This window comes from Clostridium sp., assembly GCF_036569345.1.
Classification (GTDB): domain Bacteria; phylum Bacillota; class Clostridia; order Clostridiales; family Clostridiaceae; genus Clostridium_AD.
Map to the genome: position 1 here is coordinate 19,167 of NZ_DATCQT010000143.1, position 15,397 is coordinate 34,563.

Here is a 15,397-nt window from a genome sequence, read left to right on the forward strand (position 1 = left end):
AATTTAATGCTTATTGATTTATATCGCTATATTTAGTTATAACGATATATAATTTATTATTACCTAAATTATACGTAAGAAGCCTTTGTTTTAGCACTTAATATAATAATTGTTAGACAGATTCACATACGGTTCTCGTCGATGAGCATAAGCGGTGACGCCTCTGTTTACTCAAAAAAAGTATGCTTTATCTTAAAAAATAGGCAAAATTGATAGCATAGTTGGGTGGATAATTAAAGATATAGAAGAAGATTTCTCACTGTTTTCATCTATTAAATCGGCAATTTTCAATAACATACCTGAACGTTCTTGAGGACTAATATCTTTCCATGTCTCCCATGCTTTCCAAGCAGCTTTAACAGCATTATCGATATCCCCTTTACCGGCATCTACACAAGTTGCTAGTAATTCGCCATTTGATGGATTATATGCTTTAAAGGTTTTCCCTTCCTTTCCGTCAACCCATTTTCCGTTGATATAAAGCTGATATTTGTCATCTGTCTTATTTAACATTTTTTACTCCTCCCTACCTTTATACCATACCCCGGTATAGTATCTAGTTTTAATATATGCTTATCTAATTAATTTGTCAATCTTTTTTTAAAAAATAATAAATAAACTATATGTAAAACACAATAACCAAACTTGGCATGAGAAAGATACTATTCTGGGTGTTTTTGCCCACCCCCCCCCAATGTGGAATAATATAGTAATAAAAATAGTTGACAAATCGTCAATTCAGGAATACTATGCTTATATACCCATATGAGAATATAAGCATAGTATTATTTGATTTAACTTAAAGGATGTGAAACTAATGGAGAAACTAATGAATTTATTTAAAGTGTTATCTGACGAAACAAGACTTAGAATTTTAGTCTTGCTATATCATAAAAAACTCTGTGTATGCCAAATTCAAGGAATATTAGAAGAGCCTCAACCTAAAATTTCAAAGCACTTAAGTAAGCTTCGCGATATGGGCTTTGTAAAAGATGAAAGGCAAGAACAATTTATATACTATCGCATTGACAAAGAAAATCAGCTTTTAAATGAGATACTTGAAAAAATAATCTTAAACCCAGAAAATTACTCTACGGTGAAAAAGGATTTAGAAAGCCTTGAAAATGGTGATGAATATGCGGAAAAGTTTAAAAAAAAATGTAACCCTAATCTTTAATCGTATAAAAATAGTATAAAGGTAGGTGACTAATATGAATGTAATTTCGCAAATATTTAGTTGGATAAATAATGAAATTTTGAAAATGACTTGGCTCTCAAATCTTATTCAAGGCCTTGTAGAAAAAGTATTTGGACTATCAATTAAGGAAAGACTTGGTGGTAGCGTACATTTTTTTATTTATGATACTATAAAAATATTTATACTGTTATCAGTGTTAATTTTCCTTATATCCTATATTCAAAGTTATTTCCCACCGGAAAGAACAAAAAAAATTCTTGGAAACATTAAGGGGATTAAGGGGAATATACTAGGGGCTTTACTTGGAACCATTACACCATTTTGTAGCTGCTCTAGTATACCAATATTTATAGGCTTCAACGCAGCAGGACTACCACTTGGAATAACTTTTTCGTTTCTTATATCTTCGCCACTCGTAGATTTGGCATCATTATTAATTTTAATGTCTTTCTTTGGTGCTAAGATTGCTATATCCTATGTTGTTGTAGGATTAATTTTAGCAGTTATTGGTGGAACTATTATTGATAGATTACACCTTGAAAAATATGTAGAAGGTTATGTAAAAGAAATAAAGGATGTGGATGTAGAAGTAATTGATATGACTAGGTCCGAGCGAATATCTTATTCAAAAGAGCAAGTTAAAGATGTATTTCATAAGGTTTGGTTATATGTTTTAATTGGTGTTGGGATTGGTGCTGCAATTCACAATTGGATACCTCAATCAATAATAGAAACTGTAGTTGGAAACGATAATCCTTTTGCAGTATTACTTGCTACCGCTGTAGGTATACCAATGTACGCTGACATATTTGGAACATTACCAATAGCAGAAGCATTATTTGGAAAAGGCGTAGGTATTGGCACGGTATTATCCTTTATGATGGCAGTAACAGCACTTTCACTTCCATCAATAATTATGCTTAGCAAGGTTGTTAAACCTAAATTATTAACTATATTTGTGGCTATAGTTGCAACAGGTATAGTCATAATAGGATATTTATTCAATGCATTTTCATTTTTACTTGTTTAAAAGATCAAAAGTTTAAGAGGAGGAAATATTATGATAATTAAAGTTTTAGGTTCGGGATGTTCTAGTTGCAAAAAATTAGAGGAAAACACAAGAAAGGCAATAAAGGAGTTAGGTATTGAGGCAACTATAGAAAAGGTTACTGATTTCAAAGAAATTATGGCTTATGGAGTTATGAAGACACCTGCCCTAGTAATTGATGGAAAAGTGAAGATAATGGGAAGAGTGCCATCCCCTGACGAAATTAAAAAATATTTATAATTTATCTTTATAATGATATTAACAGAAAAAGATTGCCATATGGCAATCTTTTTTTAGCAACCACAACCACAGGCAAATTTTTTAACAGTAAATTTATTATCAAGTTTAATTACTTCAAGATTTTTTATAGCAGGAGCAAATTTATCTTCCGCTATGAATTTAACTCCTTCAATTTCAATAAATATGTCATCATCTTTCTGCTTGTCAAGTTCAATGTCAAATATAGGACAACTACATCCAAAAGCAATCAGTACAAATTAAATTTAAATTAAAATCAATAAGAATGTGAATCTTAAATTATTATAAAAATACCCTTGATAAAACATTGACATTATTAGTGATTCAGAATACTATAAGTATATAAGTAATTAATTATATACTTAATTAGAATGGGGGAGTTTAAATGAGTAATTACATTTTGTATGGAATAACAATCTTATTGCTTGTTATTTCGTATTACAAAAATAAGAAAAAAACAAAAATGGCACTTAAAAAGGCATGGAAAGCATTTGAGAATATTTTACCAGAATTTTTAGGTGTTATTATGCTTGTTGGAGTTTTACTAGCAGTATTAAATCCACAGGTAATATCAAATATGATTGGAAGTAATTCGGGTGTTTTTGGAGTTGTAATTGCAGCTACAGTTGGGTCTATAACCTTAATACCAGGGTTTGTTGCTTTTCCAACAGCAGCCATGCTACTTAAAAATGGGGCAGGGTACATGCAAATTGGCGCTTTTCTATCAACACTCATGATGGTAGGTATTGTTACTATGCCGGTTGAGATTAAATATTTTGGTAAGAAATTAACGATACTCAGAAATTTATTTGCTTTTATATTTTCATTTATAGTGGCATATATCATTGGAAGGGTGGTTTAAGGAGATGAAAAATTTATTAAAAAGATATAGATTCTTTATTGTAACTGTAATTGCAGTAGGTATTCTTACTATTTTTAATGCCGATATTGGAATAAAATCCTTTAGTATTGCAGTCTATAGTTTTAAGGAAATGGCTCTAGTTATACCACCGGTTTTTGTACTTCTAGGATTACTTGATATCTGGGTTCCAAGAGAAACCATGATGAAGTACATGGGCGAAGGGTCTGGAATTAAAGGAATCATTTTATCTATAATAATTGGATCAGCAGCAGCAGGACCACTTTATGGAGCATTTCCTGTAGCAGCAGTTTTTATGAAGAAGGGTGTGAAATTCAGTAATATTCTTATATTCATAGGAGCTTGGTCTACAACTAAAATACCAATGTTCTTATTTGAAGTATCTGCACTTGGAAGTAGGTTTGCGGTAACAAGATTGCTAATTGATATTCCAGGCATAATAATTATAGCTTATTTATTATCAGCCTTCATCTCTAAAGATGAAATTAGTAAAATTTATAAGAATGCAGAAAAATTATAATAAGAAAGTCTATTGTTGGAAAATCATATAGAAAGGAGCGGTTGAAATGGATGAACACAATCATAATCACGTACATAGTCATGATGTTTCCAATGTAAAAGGAGCAAATTTTACAATAACTGTAATATTGAATTTGATTATTACAGTAGCAGAAATTATAGGAGGAATATATTCAGGAAGTTTGTCACTAATTTCAGATGCCCTTCATAATTTAAGTGATGCTGTAGCTATAGTAATTAGCTATGTGGCTATAATAATTTCTAAGAAAGATAATGATGAGCAGAAGACTTTTGGATATAAACGAGCTGGAATATTAGCCGCAGTTGTTAATTCTTCAGTGCTCATAGTTATATCATTATTTTTATTTAAAGAAGCGTACATTAAGCTAATGCAGCCAACAGCAATAAATGGATTTATAGTTATTTGGGTGGCATTACTAGGATTAATTGCAAATACAATAGGAGCCTTTTTATTACATTCAGGTTCTGAAGATAATATGAATATTAAATCTGTTTATTTGCATTTATTCAGTGATGCATTATCTTCCCTAGGAGTTATAATTGCAGGAATTTTGATTTATTTTTATCAAATATATTGGATAGATTCAGTTTTAACAGTACTTATAGCACTATATATTTTGAAAGAAAGCTTCACTATAATAAAGGATGCCATGAGTATTTTAATGCAGGGAGCACCAAAAGGAATTGTATTAAGTGGGGTTGTTAATTTAATTCATAATATTGATGGTGTTGAAAATGTTCACCATGTTCATTTATGGAGTTTAGATGAAAATAATATAAATTTTGAAGCTCATGTAAATGTTAGAGATATGCTGGTTAGCGAAACAAAAAAAATAGATGAAAAGATTATAAAAGAGCTTCACGAGCATTTTGAAATAAATCACGTAACAATCCAATTTGAATGTGATGGTTGCAGTGAAGTAGGAGTAATAAAAAAGAAAGGAATGTTTTAATATGGGAAATAAAAATATAAATAGTATTGTTTTATTTATAGTAGAAGCGGAAGATAGGATATTAAAGATTTTCAAAATAAGAAGTTAAAACTTTAATATTGACAATTACATTTAGAAGATATAATACAACTATATAATTAATTAATTATATAGTTGATAAATAAAATATAAAAATAGGGAGGAATTATAATGAGTGAAAAAAACATTTGTGCCTGTGGATCAGTAGAAAAGGAAGAAGTAAAGGTATCTGGTTGTCGTGGGTGTAGCTCAGTAGAACCTGAAGTAGCGAAAATAGAAAAGCCAAAGGATAACTGGTATCTACCTTATATGGATAAAAAAACTAAAGGTATTGAAGTTGAAGAAAGAGAAAGTCCAGTTGCAGTATTTTACTGCGCGGGTGCATCAAATGTAGGACAATCAACAATGCTTGGTAGTGTGAAGGCAGCAAATAATGTTGGGTATGATAAGGCATCATTACTATGTCTTGCGAGTATTTCAGCAGGTCTTCCCAATATTACAAATGGAGCAAAGAATGCAAAGGGAATTGTAGCAATAGATGGTTGTCCAATGAGCTGTGCTAAAACAACTTTAAAGAAAGCTGGTTTTGAAACTGATAAACATATTATTGTTTCTAAGGATTTGGAAATTTCAAAGAATTTTGATTTAAATTCATCAACAGATCTTGAAAAAATTTCTGATGCAGTGGAAAAGGCAGTTTTAGATGTATACGAGAAATAAATTTATATGGGGGAGAATTATCATGGATTACAAAACAATTATGGAGAATATTAAAAAGGAAAATGGGGAGGTTCCAAAACCGATACAAGTATTAGGAGCCTTGGATGAAAGTATTGTTATAAATCATATGATGGATAAGAAATTTGTTATGTCAAAAGAGGCAATACCACAAAAATATAAAGCACTGATGCTTTTATCTGCTACCATAGCATTGGATTCACAAACGTGCATTATGAATAATACAAAAATGGCAAAGAAAAGTGGAGCAACTGTTGAAGAAATAATGGAAGTATTTTCTATAGCGAAATTTGCAAAAGCAGCTACCGCTCTATCAAGTTCAACTCCTGCTTTTGAATGGCTTTTAGAAAACAAATAAAAGTAAATCAACTAAATTTTGTAAAAAGAAGAAACATTATGCCAGGTCATAGCCATAATATTGAAATGATTATAAAAATAATATATACTATATAAGTATTTAATTAAAAGTTATAAAGTTTTAACGAAGTATTAAATGTAATTACATACCTTTAATACTACAAGGAGGAAGAAAATTGAATCAGGATGATTTGGCAGTAAAGATATTTAAGGCGCTTGGAAACCCAGTAAGATATAAAATAATGCAGTTTCTATCTAATGGTCCTCAATGTGTTTGTAAACTAAATGAAAAGATTGAATTTAGCCAGGCAAACTTATCACAGCATTTAAGGATTTTAAAAGATGCAGGATTGGTTAAGAGTGAAAAGGTTGGACTTGAGATGCACTATAGGTTATATAATGATGATGTGAAAGATATTATTGAACATGTTAATAAATATGTTTTTGGATATGTAAATAATATGCAAAATAACTAAAAAAAGAATAGATTATTTATTTCTACAATTAGCAGTAATATAACTAATTGTAGATGATAGTTAATATGCATAGTACTATACATATTAACTAATTTTATATTCTAAATTTAACTATTTAATTATATAGTTATGTATGGGGGTGAATAAATGACAAGAATAACTAAAATTATTATAATTATTATTCTAATATTTAGCGTTATTGGAATTTGGGGTTATAAAACATATGTTGTAAAAAAAGCACCTAATCAACCTACAAAAGATATAGTGAAAGGCAAACCTACGTTAGTGGATTTAGGATCATCCACTTGCATACCATGCAGAGAGATGGTTCCTGTACTTGCTGAGGTTAAAAAAACTTATGATGGCAAGGTTGTTGTTAAGTTCATAGATATAAATGAAAATCCAGAAGAAACTAACAAGTATGAGATAAAGGTTATCCCAACTCAAATATTTCTAGATAGGGATGGAAAAGAAGTATTTAGACATGAAGGTTTCTTCTCAACAGAGGACATTTTAAAAGTATTCAAAGATATGGGAGTTGAATAAATGAATGAGTTTTTAAATAATTTTGGTGGTATGCTATCTAATAATATTGGGCTTGCTTTGATTATGTCCTTTGTTGCAGGAATAATATCTTCCTTTAGTCCTTGTGTACTATCTACAATTCCCTTAGTAGTAGGCTATGTAGGCGGGTATGCAGGCAAAGATAAAAAGCTTGCTTTTAAGTATTCGCTTATATTTTGTGTTGGAATTATAATTACCTTCACTACCTTTGGAGCACTTTCAGCAATACTCGGAAAACTTATGACGGGAACGGGAAAATGGTGGTATATAGTTCTTGGAGTAATTATGCTTATAGTCTCACTTCAATTACTAGGTATAATGGAATTTAAAAGTAACTCATGTAAAATACCAAATAAAAGAGTAGGACTTCTGGGAGCCTTTTTCCTCGGAATACTTGGAGGGGTATTATCCTCACCTTGCTCTACACCTGTGCTAGTGGCTATTTTAGCATTTGTAGCTGGAAAAGGAAATATAATAGTAGGTATATTAATGCTACTTTTATATTCCATTGGTCATTGCACTTTGATTTTAATTGCAGGCACCTCGGTAGGCTTTGTGGAAGCCATAAGTAATTCTAAGAAAACTTTATTTGTTGGTAAAATACTAAAAACTATATTGGCGATTATTGTGATGTTTTTAGGACTATATCTAATTTATATTGGAATATAGTAAATTTAGGAGTCAAATATTAATGAATTACGATTTAATCGGTAAATAATAGGCTGTGTAACAGGATTTTCTGTACCGTTACTACACTACCAACATATTATTAAAAATTCGTATACATTTACGTATGTTTTATGGTTTTATACTTTTCATTTATGTTAAAATAATTTTGTATTGATATTTTAACTATTAATGGAGGAACTTAAAATGAATTCATCGAACAAGCAAAAGTTATATAAGCCTATTTTTAAATGTGTGGGAATTTATCTGTTTTTATCATTTTCGGCATGTTTTATGGTAGTATTTAGAAAATTAATCTTAGGATATCTAGATTATAGATTTCTAATGTGGAATTTATTTCTTGCATGGATTCCACTAATTCTTTCTATTATCATTGGATATACCTATTTTTTTCATAAACGAAGTGTATTTAGAAAAATCTATTTGCTATTTTTAGGACTTATATGGGTTGCCGTTTATCCTAATTGTCCATATATAATAACAGATTTTATTCATTTGAGTGGAATAAGATATTATACTAATACCATAGGCTATACCATGAATTTTATCCTATGGTACGACTTTATAATGATTTCGTTATTTATCTTAACTGGTTTTTTGCTTGGATTTATTTCTTTATATATGATTCAAATGTTGCTTACGGATAGATTCAATAAATGGATTGGATGTATTTTTGTGGGAAGTGTTTTGTTCTTAAGTAGCTTTGGAATCTATTTAGGAAGATTTATCCGATGGAATAGTTGGGATATAGTATTTAAACCAAAAATATTGATTAATAGTATTTTAAATAATTCTAATGAGTACGCTGTTGAGTTTACTATTTTATTTGGATTATTTTTGATATTAATATATTTTGCCCTTAATTATTTAACAAAACTAAATGAATATAAGATGATTTTTCACAAATACGAAGAAACATAGAGAACATAAATAATAAAATGTTATAGTGAACCAAAAGAAAAACCCATCTGGGCTACAGATGGGTTTTTAAAATATTATTTTGCTCTTTTAATGTCCTGAGATATATGATAATACCCATTAATAATATACTTCTAACTAACAAGGGGTACGGTCATTAGTATTTTATATAGGGGTTTCGCCAACATTTCTCTGAATCACACCAACAGGAATTAAAAAACAACTTAAAGCTAATTGGGGTAGTGCTCGCGAAACGCGGATTTTATACGCTAAGACAGTTATTACCAAAAATATATTTTATCAAAATATTCTGACTTAGAATTAATGCCAAATAGTTCTAACTCGAAAAAGTATATAATATCAGCATAAAGCATTGATATATCTAGGGTTTAATCATTAAATGATAAAACTCTTATTTTTTTACTCAAAACAAGTTAGTTAAAGTACAATTATAGTAGTGATAATACTAACTAAGTGAGGGATAAGAATGGCAAATGATAAAATGAAAAAAGGAAGCAAAACGGTAGATCCAATAAAAATCAAAAGGGAGATTTAGGCAGTAAAAAATTAATTATCTATCCGGAAAAAATTTAAGAGATTATACTATATTTGTTGTAGGTATAAATTCAGCTCTAAGGGTAAGCGATATTGTAAAATTAAAATGGAAAGATGTCTTTTATGAAATTGGGGAACTAAAAAAAGAAATTAGGTTAATTGAAAAAAAGACAAGTAAACAAAAAGAAATTCCCTATAAATCGATCTATGAAAAAAGCTCTTTTGGAATATTTTGAGTATGCAGATAAGCCATCTGATGATAAATATATCTCATAATATTAAGCATAATATATCCCTTTATTTTGATTTATCAAGTTTAATTTGTTCTTCACCCCATTTATATAGTTCATTCAAAGAAGGCAGTAACGATTTACCTCTTTGTGTCAAAAAATATTCAACTTTAGGAGGAATTGTTTCATATTGAGTTCTAACAATAAGCTTATGTTCTTCTAATTCTTTTAAAGATTTTGTAAGCATCATATTAGTAATACCGTTGACGCTACGTTTTAATTCGTTATATCTAGTAGTTTCATTTTCAAATAAGCGCCACATAATAGGCAATTTCCATTTTTTACCTACAACATTAAGTGCATATATAATAGGACAATTTGACTCATATATATTATCACTAGGTAATTCTGATTTATAACCTATATTTTTATTCATACTCACAGCTCTCCTTTAAATATAACAGTATATTTTATATACTAACACAGAAAAAACTGCATACTTGTTTATTCATACCTTTATGCTATATTAATTATAACAGAAACATTTTGAAATAGGGAGATGGTAATATGAATTTTTTACAACTAGTAAAAAAAAGATATGCAGTTAGAAAATTTAGCGACAAAAAAGTAGAAAGAGAAAAATTAGATTTGATTTTAGAAGCTGGTAGAGTTGCTCCAACGGCTGATAATTATCAGCCACAACGAATACTCGTTATTGATAATGAAGACAGCCTGACTAAATTAAAATCATGCACACCTTATCATTTTAATGCACCTCTAGTATTGCTGGTGTGCTATGATTCCACAGTTAGCTGGAAAAGGCCTTATGATAAAGTAGACATGGGAGTTGTTGATGCTAGCATTGTCACAACTCATATGATGCTTCAAGTTACGGACTTAGGATTAGGTAGCACTTGGGTAGGACATTTTAATGCTGATATTATCAAAAAAAACTTGGAATTACCAGAATATCTTGTTCCAGTAGCACTTCTTCCAATAGGTTATCCAAGAAGTGATTCAGCTCCACATCAATTACATGGCAAGCGTTATGATATTAATGATACAGTTTTCTTTAACTCTTTTGAAGATATAACTCAGGGCAAAAATGATGAAGGATAACACGACCTACTTAAATAATGCAAATTGTCTAAAGTAGGTATTCATATACTGTCTATAAGACGTAAAAAAATTATCGGGAGGTAAAAAAGATGATTTATGAACTGACGACTATGCATCTACATCTTTGGGGAACAAAAAAAGCTGTGGAAGGTATTTTAAACTATAAAAATACATCACAAAGTAATGGGAGATTACTGGGATGCTGGAAAGTTGAAGTTGGTCCTATTGGGCCTGATTGTTTGCTTATATTACGGGAGTTTGATAATTCAGAAGATCTATTGGAAGAAAGGGAAAAATTCTTATTAAATAATAATCCTTTCGGTATAGGCGATGTGTTAAAAGGATTTAAGGTAGAGTCCTTTATGCCATTTCATTTTATGCCTCCGATAAAAAGTGGTCAATTGGGGCCAATATACGAATTCAGAGAGTATCAACTTGCTGTAGGTGGTATTAAAAAAAGCATAGATGCATGAGAAAAAGCTTTGCCAGCACGGCAAAAAATATCACCTGTAGTAATGGCAATGTATGCCTTGGACGGACCGGCTCGTATAGTGCATATCATAGCGTATGAAAATTTTGAATTCCGACTTAACGTGAGACAAGAATTATATCAAAAAGGAATTTGGCCACCAACGGGAGCACCTGAGGAGATTATAATACGAATATGATAGCGTTACCAACATCCATTTCACAGTTAACTTAATCAGCGAATGTTTTTATAAAATGTCGTGAAAAGTTTATTTAATTATACTATTATTACCGTAAACTGGATATAGAAATGAATGTATGATTTTACATAAAATCGTACATTCGTTTTGTTTTTTGCGTAAAGCGTTATTTTATAAGGATTGTTAGGCACTAAGTTAAATTTAACTAATCAATTCTCCAATTGAATGTACTGTTTTTTATGGTATACAGTGATCTGTTTCAATATGGGCTATAAAAAGAAACTAAACATATATTAAAAGTAGATTAGTTAAAATTGAAATAATAAATGAGAGGAGATAAATCGTGATAACCATTGGTAATAGAAGAAAAATAAAACCCATAAAAAATAGAAGCTTTATTTTAGTAATAACAGTTCTCGTTGTTATCTTGTCTTGTTTTACCTTTTATATTTATACTAAATCTCCGTCATACTAATGTAACAATGAGATTAAGGTACAGTAAATTCTAAAAAAATAAATTCATCAACTATAGATGAATTTAATGCAACTTTTTTATAGTTGGTAGTATGTAAATAAGTAAAGTATTACATAAATAATTGAGTTTATGGTAACTATTTTTAAATATATTACGTAAAATCTGCTACCATATGATCATGAATTAGAAGGCTACCCCTAGTTTTATAGTTAATATTAATAATTAACATAGTATTAAGATAAACTTAGTTATACGATGTTATACGTTATATTAAACTGACATCATATAAGATAGGGTGAAGGGTAAAATATACAGAATAGCATGATATATGTTATTGTATCTCTTATATATAAGATTAAAAGTTATAATGTAGTGATATAACTTATGTAACACTACAGAGGGAGAAATACATATGTTTTGTTCAGCAAAAAAAAGTAAAGATACTTTGGGAATTATTTATAAATTCTACTTGTGTAAGAGAAATCGAATAAATGGAAAGATAAAATGTAAAGACAAGTATATAATAACGCTAGATTATTGTAGTATTATAGATTTAAGAGTTATAACTGTAAGTCTAATGATTAAGAATAAGGTTAAAGATAAAGGGTATGATATTGAAACTTGTAATGCTGTAGACCTAGTATTTAATAAATACCTAGCCATTAGAGCGGACCTGCTAAGTAAACAGAAAATCAGAAAAGAGGAAGAATCTAAAAAACAAGAAGATAAAACTAACGAGTATTTTAATAAGCAAAGATCATTTAATGAAAAGTTCAAAGATACATTTAATTTTAATAGTAAATTAACAAGCAACTATACTGATAAGCAAAAAGAATACCTAAGAATAATATATAAAAGTTCCGCAATGAAGCTTCACCCTGATATAACAAAGGATAGTGGAGAAGGTATGCAGTTCCTGAATGAACTTAAAGAACAATGGGGACTAAACGATAAAGGATAGTAGAGTAATATCAACTATCCTTTTCTATTCCCATGACTGATAAATTGTAGGGGTCACTACTCACAATTGAGAATTGCTTAATTCTTTACAATAGCAGTTGCTATAAAATAACAACTGCTATTTTCTATATTTACTGATGTAAATCCACAACTTTCAAGCACTTTTTTCTTTTCATTCCTGATAACACATATTATGTTGAATGGCTTTATTAAATAATTTTATAGTCAAATTAATTTTAGACTACCTCGTTTCTTTTGGCAAATATCATATTTCCAGCTGCCGTTTGACGTACAGACGTGACTATAACACCTAATAATTCACCTATATGATTTTTACCACTTTCAACAACTACCATTGTTCCATCATCTAGGTAAGCAACACCCTGGTTTAATTCCGTTCCATTTTTAATAACTTTAACTTGCATTGCTTCACCTGGAAGCACTACTGGTTTTATTGCATTTGCAAATTCATTAATATTTAGTACAGGAATACCTTGAAATTCTGCTATTTTATTTAAATTGTAATCAATAGTTAGTACTTTACAATTTAAAACCTGTGCTAGCTTTAAAACCTTGCTATCAACTCCCGAGAGTCCAGGGAAATCCTGTTCACAGATTTCAACATCAATTATTAAATCCTTTTGAATTTTATTTAAGATATCAAGACCTCGTCTTCCTCTATTCCGTTTTAAAATATCTGAAGAATCAGATATTTGCCTTAATTCCTGAAGTACAAAGATTGGAATTATTAAAGTACCTTCTATAAATCCTGTTTTACTAATATCAAGTAATCTTCCATCTATAATAACAGAAGTGTCTAAAATTTTAGCGGACCCTTTTGCTGATTCCACTTTTTCAATATTAGATGTATTACTCCTTTTCAAACTAATGGTAGTAAAAAATGTTAGTAGATCTTCTCTTTTCGTATTTGAGATATTAACACCAAATGCAGCCATAATAGTGGCTACAAGTAAAGCAATCACTGGACCAACAATAGATATGCTAGAAAGTAAATTCACAAACAAGGTTGAAATCGTAAGGCCTGTTATAGCGCCTACAGTTCCAAATAATATTTCATTAGCAGAAAATTTTTGAATGCTTTTTTCAAAATAATCCATAGCTCGTATTATTATAATATTAATCCATGGTGATATTATATATAAAATAAGTCCAAAAACTAACATGCATAAAAATTGAATAAACAAGATTTTGATTTCATTATTATTTAAATATATTGATTTTAAAAACCAATTGGAATACATTACCTCTTTAGCAATATTATAACCTAAGATAATACCTATGATTGTAAAAAGTCCTCTTAAAGTTTTCTTTAACAATTCTCTCACCTCTTCTACATTTTTAACAATTTTTTTATATTTAATCATTTAAAATTTAATATAGCCTAACGCTTAAGAAATATTACGTTGCCACAACATCTCTAAGACTCGATACAAAGCGATTTGCTAAATCTTACCTTGACAGGATTCCCACCTGCTAGAATATACGCCCTGTCGGGACGCATCGCGTATGTCGGCTGTATCCGCTTTAGTGCTTACCCTTGCATTATGTAGCAAATCACATAATTTCAGAGTAAGCACAGTAGAACAGAATGATGGTAGACAAATAGAAGGATTGAAGAAATATAATATTGATAAAACGTTTAGTGAGAAAGTCAGTGCCAAGGATACAAATAGACCAGAGTTAAAATCAATGATAGAATTTGCAAGGGAAAATGATACAATATACATCCATAGCCTTGATAGATTAGCACGTAGTACAAAAGACTTATTAAACATAGTGGATCAGTTACAATCCAAAGGAATACACTTAGTAAGTAGGAAGGAAGCTATAGACACTAATACAGCCACAGGTAAATTAATGTTAACTATGATAGGAGCAATTAACACATTCGAACGTGAGAATATGTTAGAACGTCAAAGGGAAGGTATAGCAATAGCAGTAAAAAATGGAGCATATAAGGGTAGAAAAGAAATAGATTATCCATCTAATTGGGTAGTAGTATATAACAAATATAAAAATAGAGAGTTAAAAGCCAATGAGGCTATGCTGCAGTTAGATTTAAAGAGAACTACATTTTATAAATTGATAAAGCAATATGAGGGTAGATAAGGCTACCTTCTATTTTTTTTAGCCATATAACGCATTGATTTGTTACGTTGAATGTATCATAAATAAGAGAATTATAATATTAAGGTGTGCAGTAATGCCCAATGAATTTTATTCATTATTATGAATAATCGAGAGACATTGATGATTTTATGGCTATACAAGAGTTGAATTTTTGGTCAATGGGAAGTAATATAACTTTGATATATTATCATATATCATTCAAGTGAGTTACGTTGGATACATTTGGATTATGATAAATTAATAAGAAGATGTTATAATAAATAAATTATTGAATAAATAATAAAAGATACGAATTAATTGTATTTTGCAAAGACTGATAAATATGGTTATAAAGGAGTATTTTAGTATGGAAAGTAATAGTTTTACAAAAAGCAAATCTACTTTTATGGGAAAAACCTTATGTCTAATGGCAGTTGGATTACTAATAACATTTATAGTTGGTCTGTTTATGAGTAACTATATAATGAATGTATCTACAACAGTAATTTATGGGGCTATGATTCTGGAACTGGTTATGGTTATAACATTAGTTAAGAGAGTTGCTAAAATGTCTACAGCATCTGCAATATTTTGGTTCTTGGTTTATTCAGCAGTAAATGGTGTA

Annotated in this window: 21 protein-coding genes; 18 read left to right on the forward strand and 3 right to left on the reverse strand. The window is 29.7% G+C overall.

Features of this window, described 5'->3' with window-relative positions:
• Positions 1 to 192: 192 nt before the first annotated feature.
• Entirely contained in the window at positions 193 to 513 is a 321-nt protein-coding gene (locus VIM70_RS14095) for an aldehyde dehydrogenase family protein (protein ID WP_331946407.1), read from the reverse strand.
• 304 nt (positions 514 to 817) lie between these two features.
• Here VIM70_RS14095 and VIM70_RS14100 point away from each other — a divergent pair, with 304 nt between their 5' ends.
• The 12 genes from VIM70_RS14100 to VIM70_RS14155 all read left to right on the forward strand — a co-directional run bounded on the left by VIM70_RS14100 (position 818) and on the right by VIM70_RS14155 (position 8,638).
• A complete protein-coding gene (locus VIM70_RS14100) occupies positions 818 to 1,177 on the forward strand; it encodes a metalloregulator ArsR/SmtB family transcription factor (RefSeq protein WP_331946408.1) in 360 nt (119 codons plus the stop codon).
• 34 nt (positions 1,178 to 1,211) lie between these two features.
• A complete protein-coding gene (locus VIM70_RS14105) occupies positions 1,212 to 2,228 on the forward strand; it encodes a permease (protein WP_331946409.1) in 1,017 nt (338 codons plus the stop codon).
• Between the two features lie 30 nt (positions 2,229 to 2,258).
• Complete coding sequence (locus VIM70_RS14110; RefSeq protein ID WP_331946410.1) at positions 2,259 to 2,486, forward strand: thioredoxin family protein; 228 nt, start codon at positions 2,259 to 2,261, stop codon at positions 2,484 to 2,486.
• Positions 2,487 to 2,889: 403 nt separating this feature from the next.
• The gene (locus tag VIM70_RS14115) at positions 2,890 to 3,366 is read left to right on the forward strand and encodes a permease (protein ID WP_331946411.1); all 477 of its coding nucleotides are present in this window, start codon (positions 2,890 to 2,892) and stop codon (positions 3,364 to 3,366) included.
• Between the two features lie 4 nt (positions 3,367 to 3,370).
• Positions 3,371 to 3,904 (forward strand): permease, encoded by a 534-nt coding sequence (locus VIM70_RS14120; RefSeq protein ID WP_331946412.1) that lies wholly within the window; start codon positions 3,371 to 3,373, stop codon positions 3,902 to 3,904.
• 46 nt (positions 3,905 to 3,950) lie between these two features.
• Positions 3,951 to 4,877: a cation diffusion facilitator family transporter gene (locus tag VIM70_RS14125; RefSeq protein WP_331946413.1), complete on the forward strand. Its 927-nt coding sequence runs from the start codon at positions 3,951 to 3,953 to the stop codon at positions 4,875 to 4,877.
• Positions 4,878 to 5,066: 189 nt separating this feature from the next.
• Positions 5,067 to 5,615 carry a putative zinc-binding protein gene (locus VIM70_RS14130; protein WP_331946414.1) on the forward strand — a complete coding sequence of 183 codons (549 nt, stop codon included), beginning with the start codon at positions 5,067 to 5,069 and terminating at the stop codon, positions 5,613 to 5,615.
• 22 nt (positions 5,616 to 5,637) lie between these two features.
• Positions 5,638 to 5,991: a carboxymuconolactone decarboxylase family protein gene (locus tag VIM70_RS14135; protein WP_331946415.1), complete on the forward strand. Its 354-nt coding sequence runs from the start codon at positions 5,638 to 5,640 to the stop codon at positions 5,989 to 5,991.
• Positions 5,992 to 6,166: 175 nt separating this feature from the next.
• On the forward strand, positions 6,167 to 6,466 hold the full coding sequence (locus tag VIM70_RS14140) for a metalloregulator ArsR/SmtB family transcription factor (RefSeq protein ID WP_331946416.1): 300 nt from the start codon (positions 6,167 to 6,169) through the stop codon (positions 6,464 to 6,466).
• 147 nt (positions 6,467 to 6,613) lie between these two features.
• Positions 6,614 to 7,012: a thioredoxin family protein gene (locus tag VIM70_RS14145; RefSeq protein ID WP_331946417.1), complete on the forward strand. Its 399-nt coding sequence runs from the start codon at positions 6,614 to 6,616 to the stop codon at positions 7,010 to 7,012.
• Positions 7,013 to 7,699, forward strand: coding sequence for a cytochrome c biogenesis CcdA family protein (locus VIM70_RS14150; protein WP_331946418.1), 687 nt, complete (start codon positions 7,013 to 7,015; stop codon positions 7,697 to 7,699). It begins immediately after the preceding gene.
• Between the two features lie 204 nt (positions 7,700 to 7,903).
• Positions 7,904 to 8,638, forward strand: a complete 735-nt coding sequence (locus VIM70_RS14155) for a DUF1361 domain-containing protein (protein ID WP_331946419.1) — start codon at positions 7,904 to 7,906, stop codon at positions 8,636 to 8,638.
• 849 nt (positions 8,639 to 9,487) lie between these two features.
• Here VIM70_RS14155 and VIM70_RS14160 read toward each other — a convergent pair.
• Positions 9,488 to 9,856 carry a helix-turn-helix domain-containing protein gene (locus VIM70_RS14160; protein WP_331946420.1) on the reverse strand — a complete coding sequence of 123 codons (369 nt, stop codon included), beginning with the start codon at positions 9,854 to 9,856 and terminating at the stop codon, positions 9,488 to 9,490.
• 131 nt (positions 9,857 to 9,987) lie between these two features.
• Between VIM70_RS14160 and VIM70_RS14165 the strand changes: the two genes are divergently transcribed.
• The 4 genes from VIM70_RS14165 (at position 9,988) to VIM70_RS14180 (ending at position 12,643) form a co-directional block, all read left to right on the forward strand.
• Complete coding sequence (locus VIM70_RS14165; protein ID WP_331946421.1) at positions 9,988 to 10,539, forward strand: nitroreductase family protein; 552 nt, start codon at positions 9,988 to 9,990, stop codon at positions 10,537 to 10,539.
• An 89-nt stretch (positions 10,540 to 10,628) separates the two neighbouring features.
• Positions 10,629 to 11,012 carry a hypothetical protein gene (locus tag VIM70_RS14170; RefSeq protein WP_331946422.1) on the forward strand — a complete coding sequence of 128 codons (384 nt, stop codon included), beginning with the start codon at positions 10,629 to 10,631 and terminating at the stop codon, positions 11,010 to 11,012.
• A 9-nt stretch (positions 11,013 to 11,021) separates the two neighbouring features.
• Positions 11,022 to 11,207, forward strand: coding sequence for a hypothetical protein (locus VIM70_RS14175; protein ID WP_331946423.1), 186 nt, complete (start codon positions 11,022 to 11,024; stop codon positions 11,205 to 11,207).
• Between the two features lie 887 nt (positions 11,208 to 12,094).
• Positions 12,095 to 12,643 carry a molecular chaperone DnaJ gene (locus VIM70_RS14180; RefSeq protein ID WP_331946424.1) on the forward strand — a complete coding sequence of 183 codons (549 nt, stop codon included), beginning with the start codon at positions 12,095 to 12,097 and terminating at the stop codon, positions 12,641 to 12,643.
• A 235-nt stretch (positions 12,644 to 12,878) separates the two neighbouring features.
• On the opposite strand, the gene VIM70_RS14185 is transcribed toward VIM70_RS14180, so the two are convergent.
• Positions 12,879 to 13,979 (reverse strand): PIN/TRAM domain-containing protein, encoded by a 1,101-nt coding sequence (locus VIM70_RS14185; protein WP_331946425.1) that lies wholly within the window; start codon positions 13,977 to 13,979, stop codon positions 12,879 to 12,881.
• Between the two features lie 190 nt (positions 13,980 to 14,169).
• On the opposite strand from VIM70_RS14185, the gene VIM70_RS14190 reads away from it, so the two are divergent.
• Both VIM70_RS14190 and VIM70_RS14195 read left to right on the forward strand, forming a co-directional pair.
• Complete coding sequence (locus VIM70_RS14190; RefSeq protein ID WP_331946426.1) at positions 14,170 to 14,772, forward strand: recombinase family protein; 603 nt, start codon at positions 14,170 to 14,172, stop codon at positions 14,770 to 14,772.
• A gap of 367 nt (positions 14,773 to 15,139) precedes the next feature.
• On the forward strand, positions 15,140 to 15,397 hold a 258-nt coding region (locus VIM70_RS14195; protein WP_414648717.1), incomplete at its 3' end, for a hypothetical protein.

Excerpts from the sequence above, each read along its gene's own strand:
- VIM70_RS14095 (WP_331946407.1), bottom strand. The coding sequence starts at position 513 with ATGTTAAATAAGACAGATGACAAATATCAGCTTTATATCAACGGAAAA.
- VIM70_RS14100 (WP_331946408.1), top strand. The coding sequence starts at position 818 with ATGGAGAAACTAATGAATTTATTTAAAGTGTTATCTGACGAAACAAGA.
- VIM70_RS14105 (WP_331946409.1), top strand. The coding sequence starts at position 1,212 with ATGAATGTAATTTCGCAAATATTTAGTTGGATAAATAATGAAATTTTG.
- VIM70_RS14110 (WP_331946410.1), top strand. The coding sequence starts at position 2,259 with ATGATAATTAAAGTTTTAGGTTCGGGATGTTCTAGTTGCAAAAAATTA.
- VIM70_RS14115 (WP_331946411.1), top strand. The coding sequence starts at position 2,890 with ATGAGTAATTACATTTTGTATGGAATAACAATCTTATTGCTTGTTATT.
- VIM70_RS14120 (WP_331946412.1), top strand. The coding sequence starts at position 3,371 with ATGAAAAATTTATTAAAAAGATATAGATTCTTTATTGTAACTGTAATT.
- VIM70_RS14125 (WP_331946413.1), top strand. The coding sequence starts at position 3,951 with ATGGATGAACACAATCATAATCACGTACATAGTCATGATGTTTCCAAT.
- VIM70_RS14130 (WP_331946414.1), top strand. The coding sequence starts at position 5,067 with ATGAGTGAAAAAAACATTTGTGCCTGTGGATCAGTAGAAAAGGAAGAA.
- VIM70_RS14135 (WP_331946415.1), top strand. The coding sequence starts at position 5,638 with ATGGATTACAAAACAATTATGGAGAATATTAAAAAGGAAAATGGGGAG.
- VIM70_RS14145 (WP_331946417.1), top strand. The coding sequence starts at position 6,614 with ATGACAAGAATAACTAAAATTATTATAATTATTATTCTAATATTTAGC.
- VIM70_RS14150 (WP_331946418.1), top strand. The coding sequence starts at position 7,013 with ATGAATGAGTTTTTAAATAATTTTGGTGGTATGCTATCTAATAATATT.
- VIM70_RS14155 (WP_331946419.1), top strand. The coding sequence starts at position 7,904 with ATGAATTCATCGAACAAGCAAAAGTTATATAAGCCTATTTTTAAATGT.
- VIM70_RS14160 (WP_331946420.1), bottom strand. The coding sequence starts at position 9,856 with ATGAATAAAAATATAGGTTATAAATCAGAATTACCTAGTGATAATATA.
- VIM70_RS14165 (WP_331946421.1), top strand. The coding sequence starts at position 9,988 with ATGAATTTTTTACAACTAGTAAAAAAAAGATATGCAGTTAGAAAATTT.
- VIM70_RS14170 (WP_331946422.1), top strand. The coding sequence starts at position 10,629 with ATGATTTATGAACTGACGACTATGCATCTACATCTTTGGGGAACAAAA.
- VIM70_RS14180 (WP_331946424.1), top strand. The coding sequence starts at position 12,095 with ATGTTTTGTTCAGCAAAAAAAAGTAAAGATACTTTGGGAATTATTTAT.
- VIM70_RS14190 (WP_331946426.1), top strand. The coding sequence starts at position 14,170 with ATGTCGGCTGTATCCGCTTTAGTGCTTACCCTTGCATTATGTAGCAAA.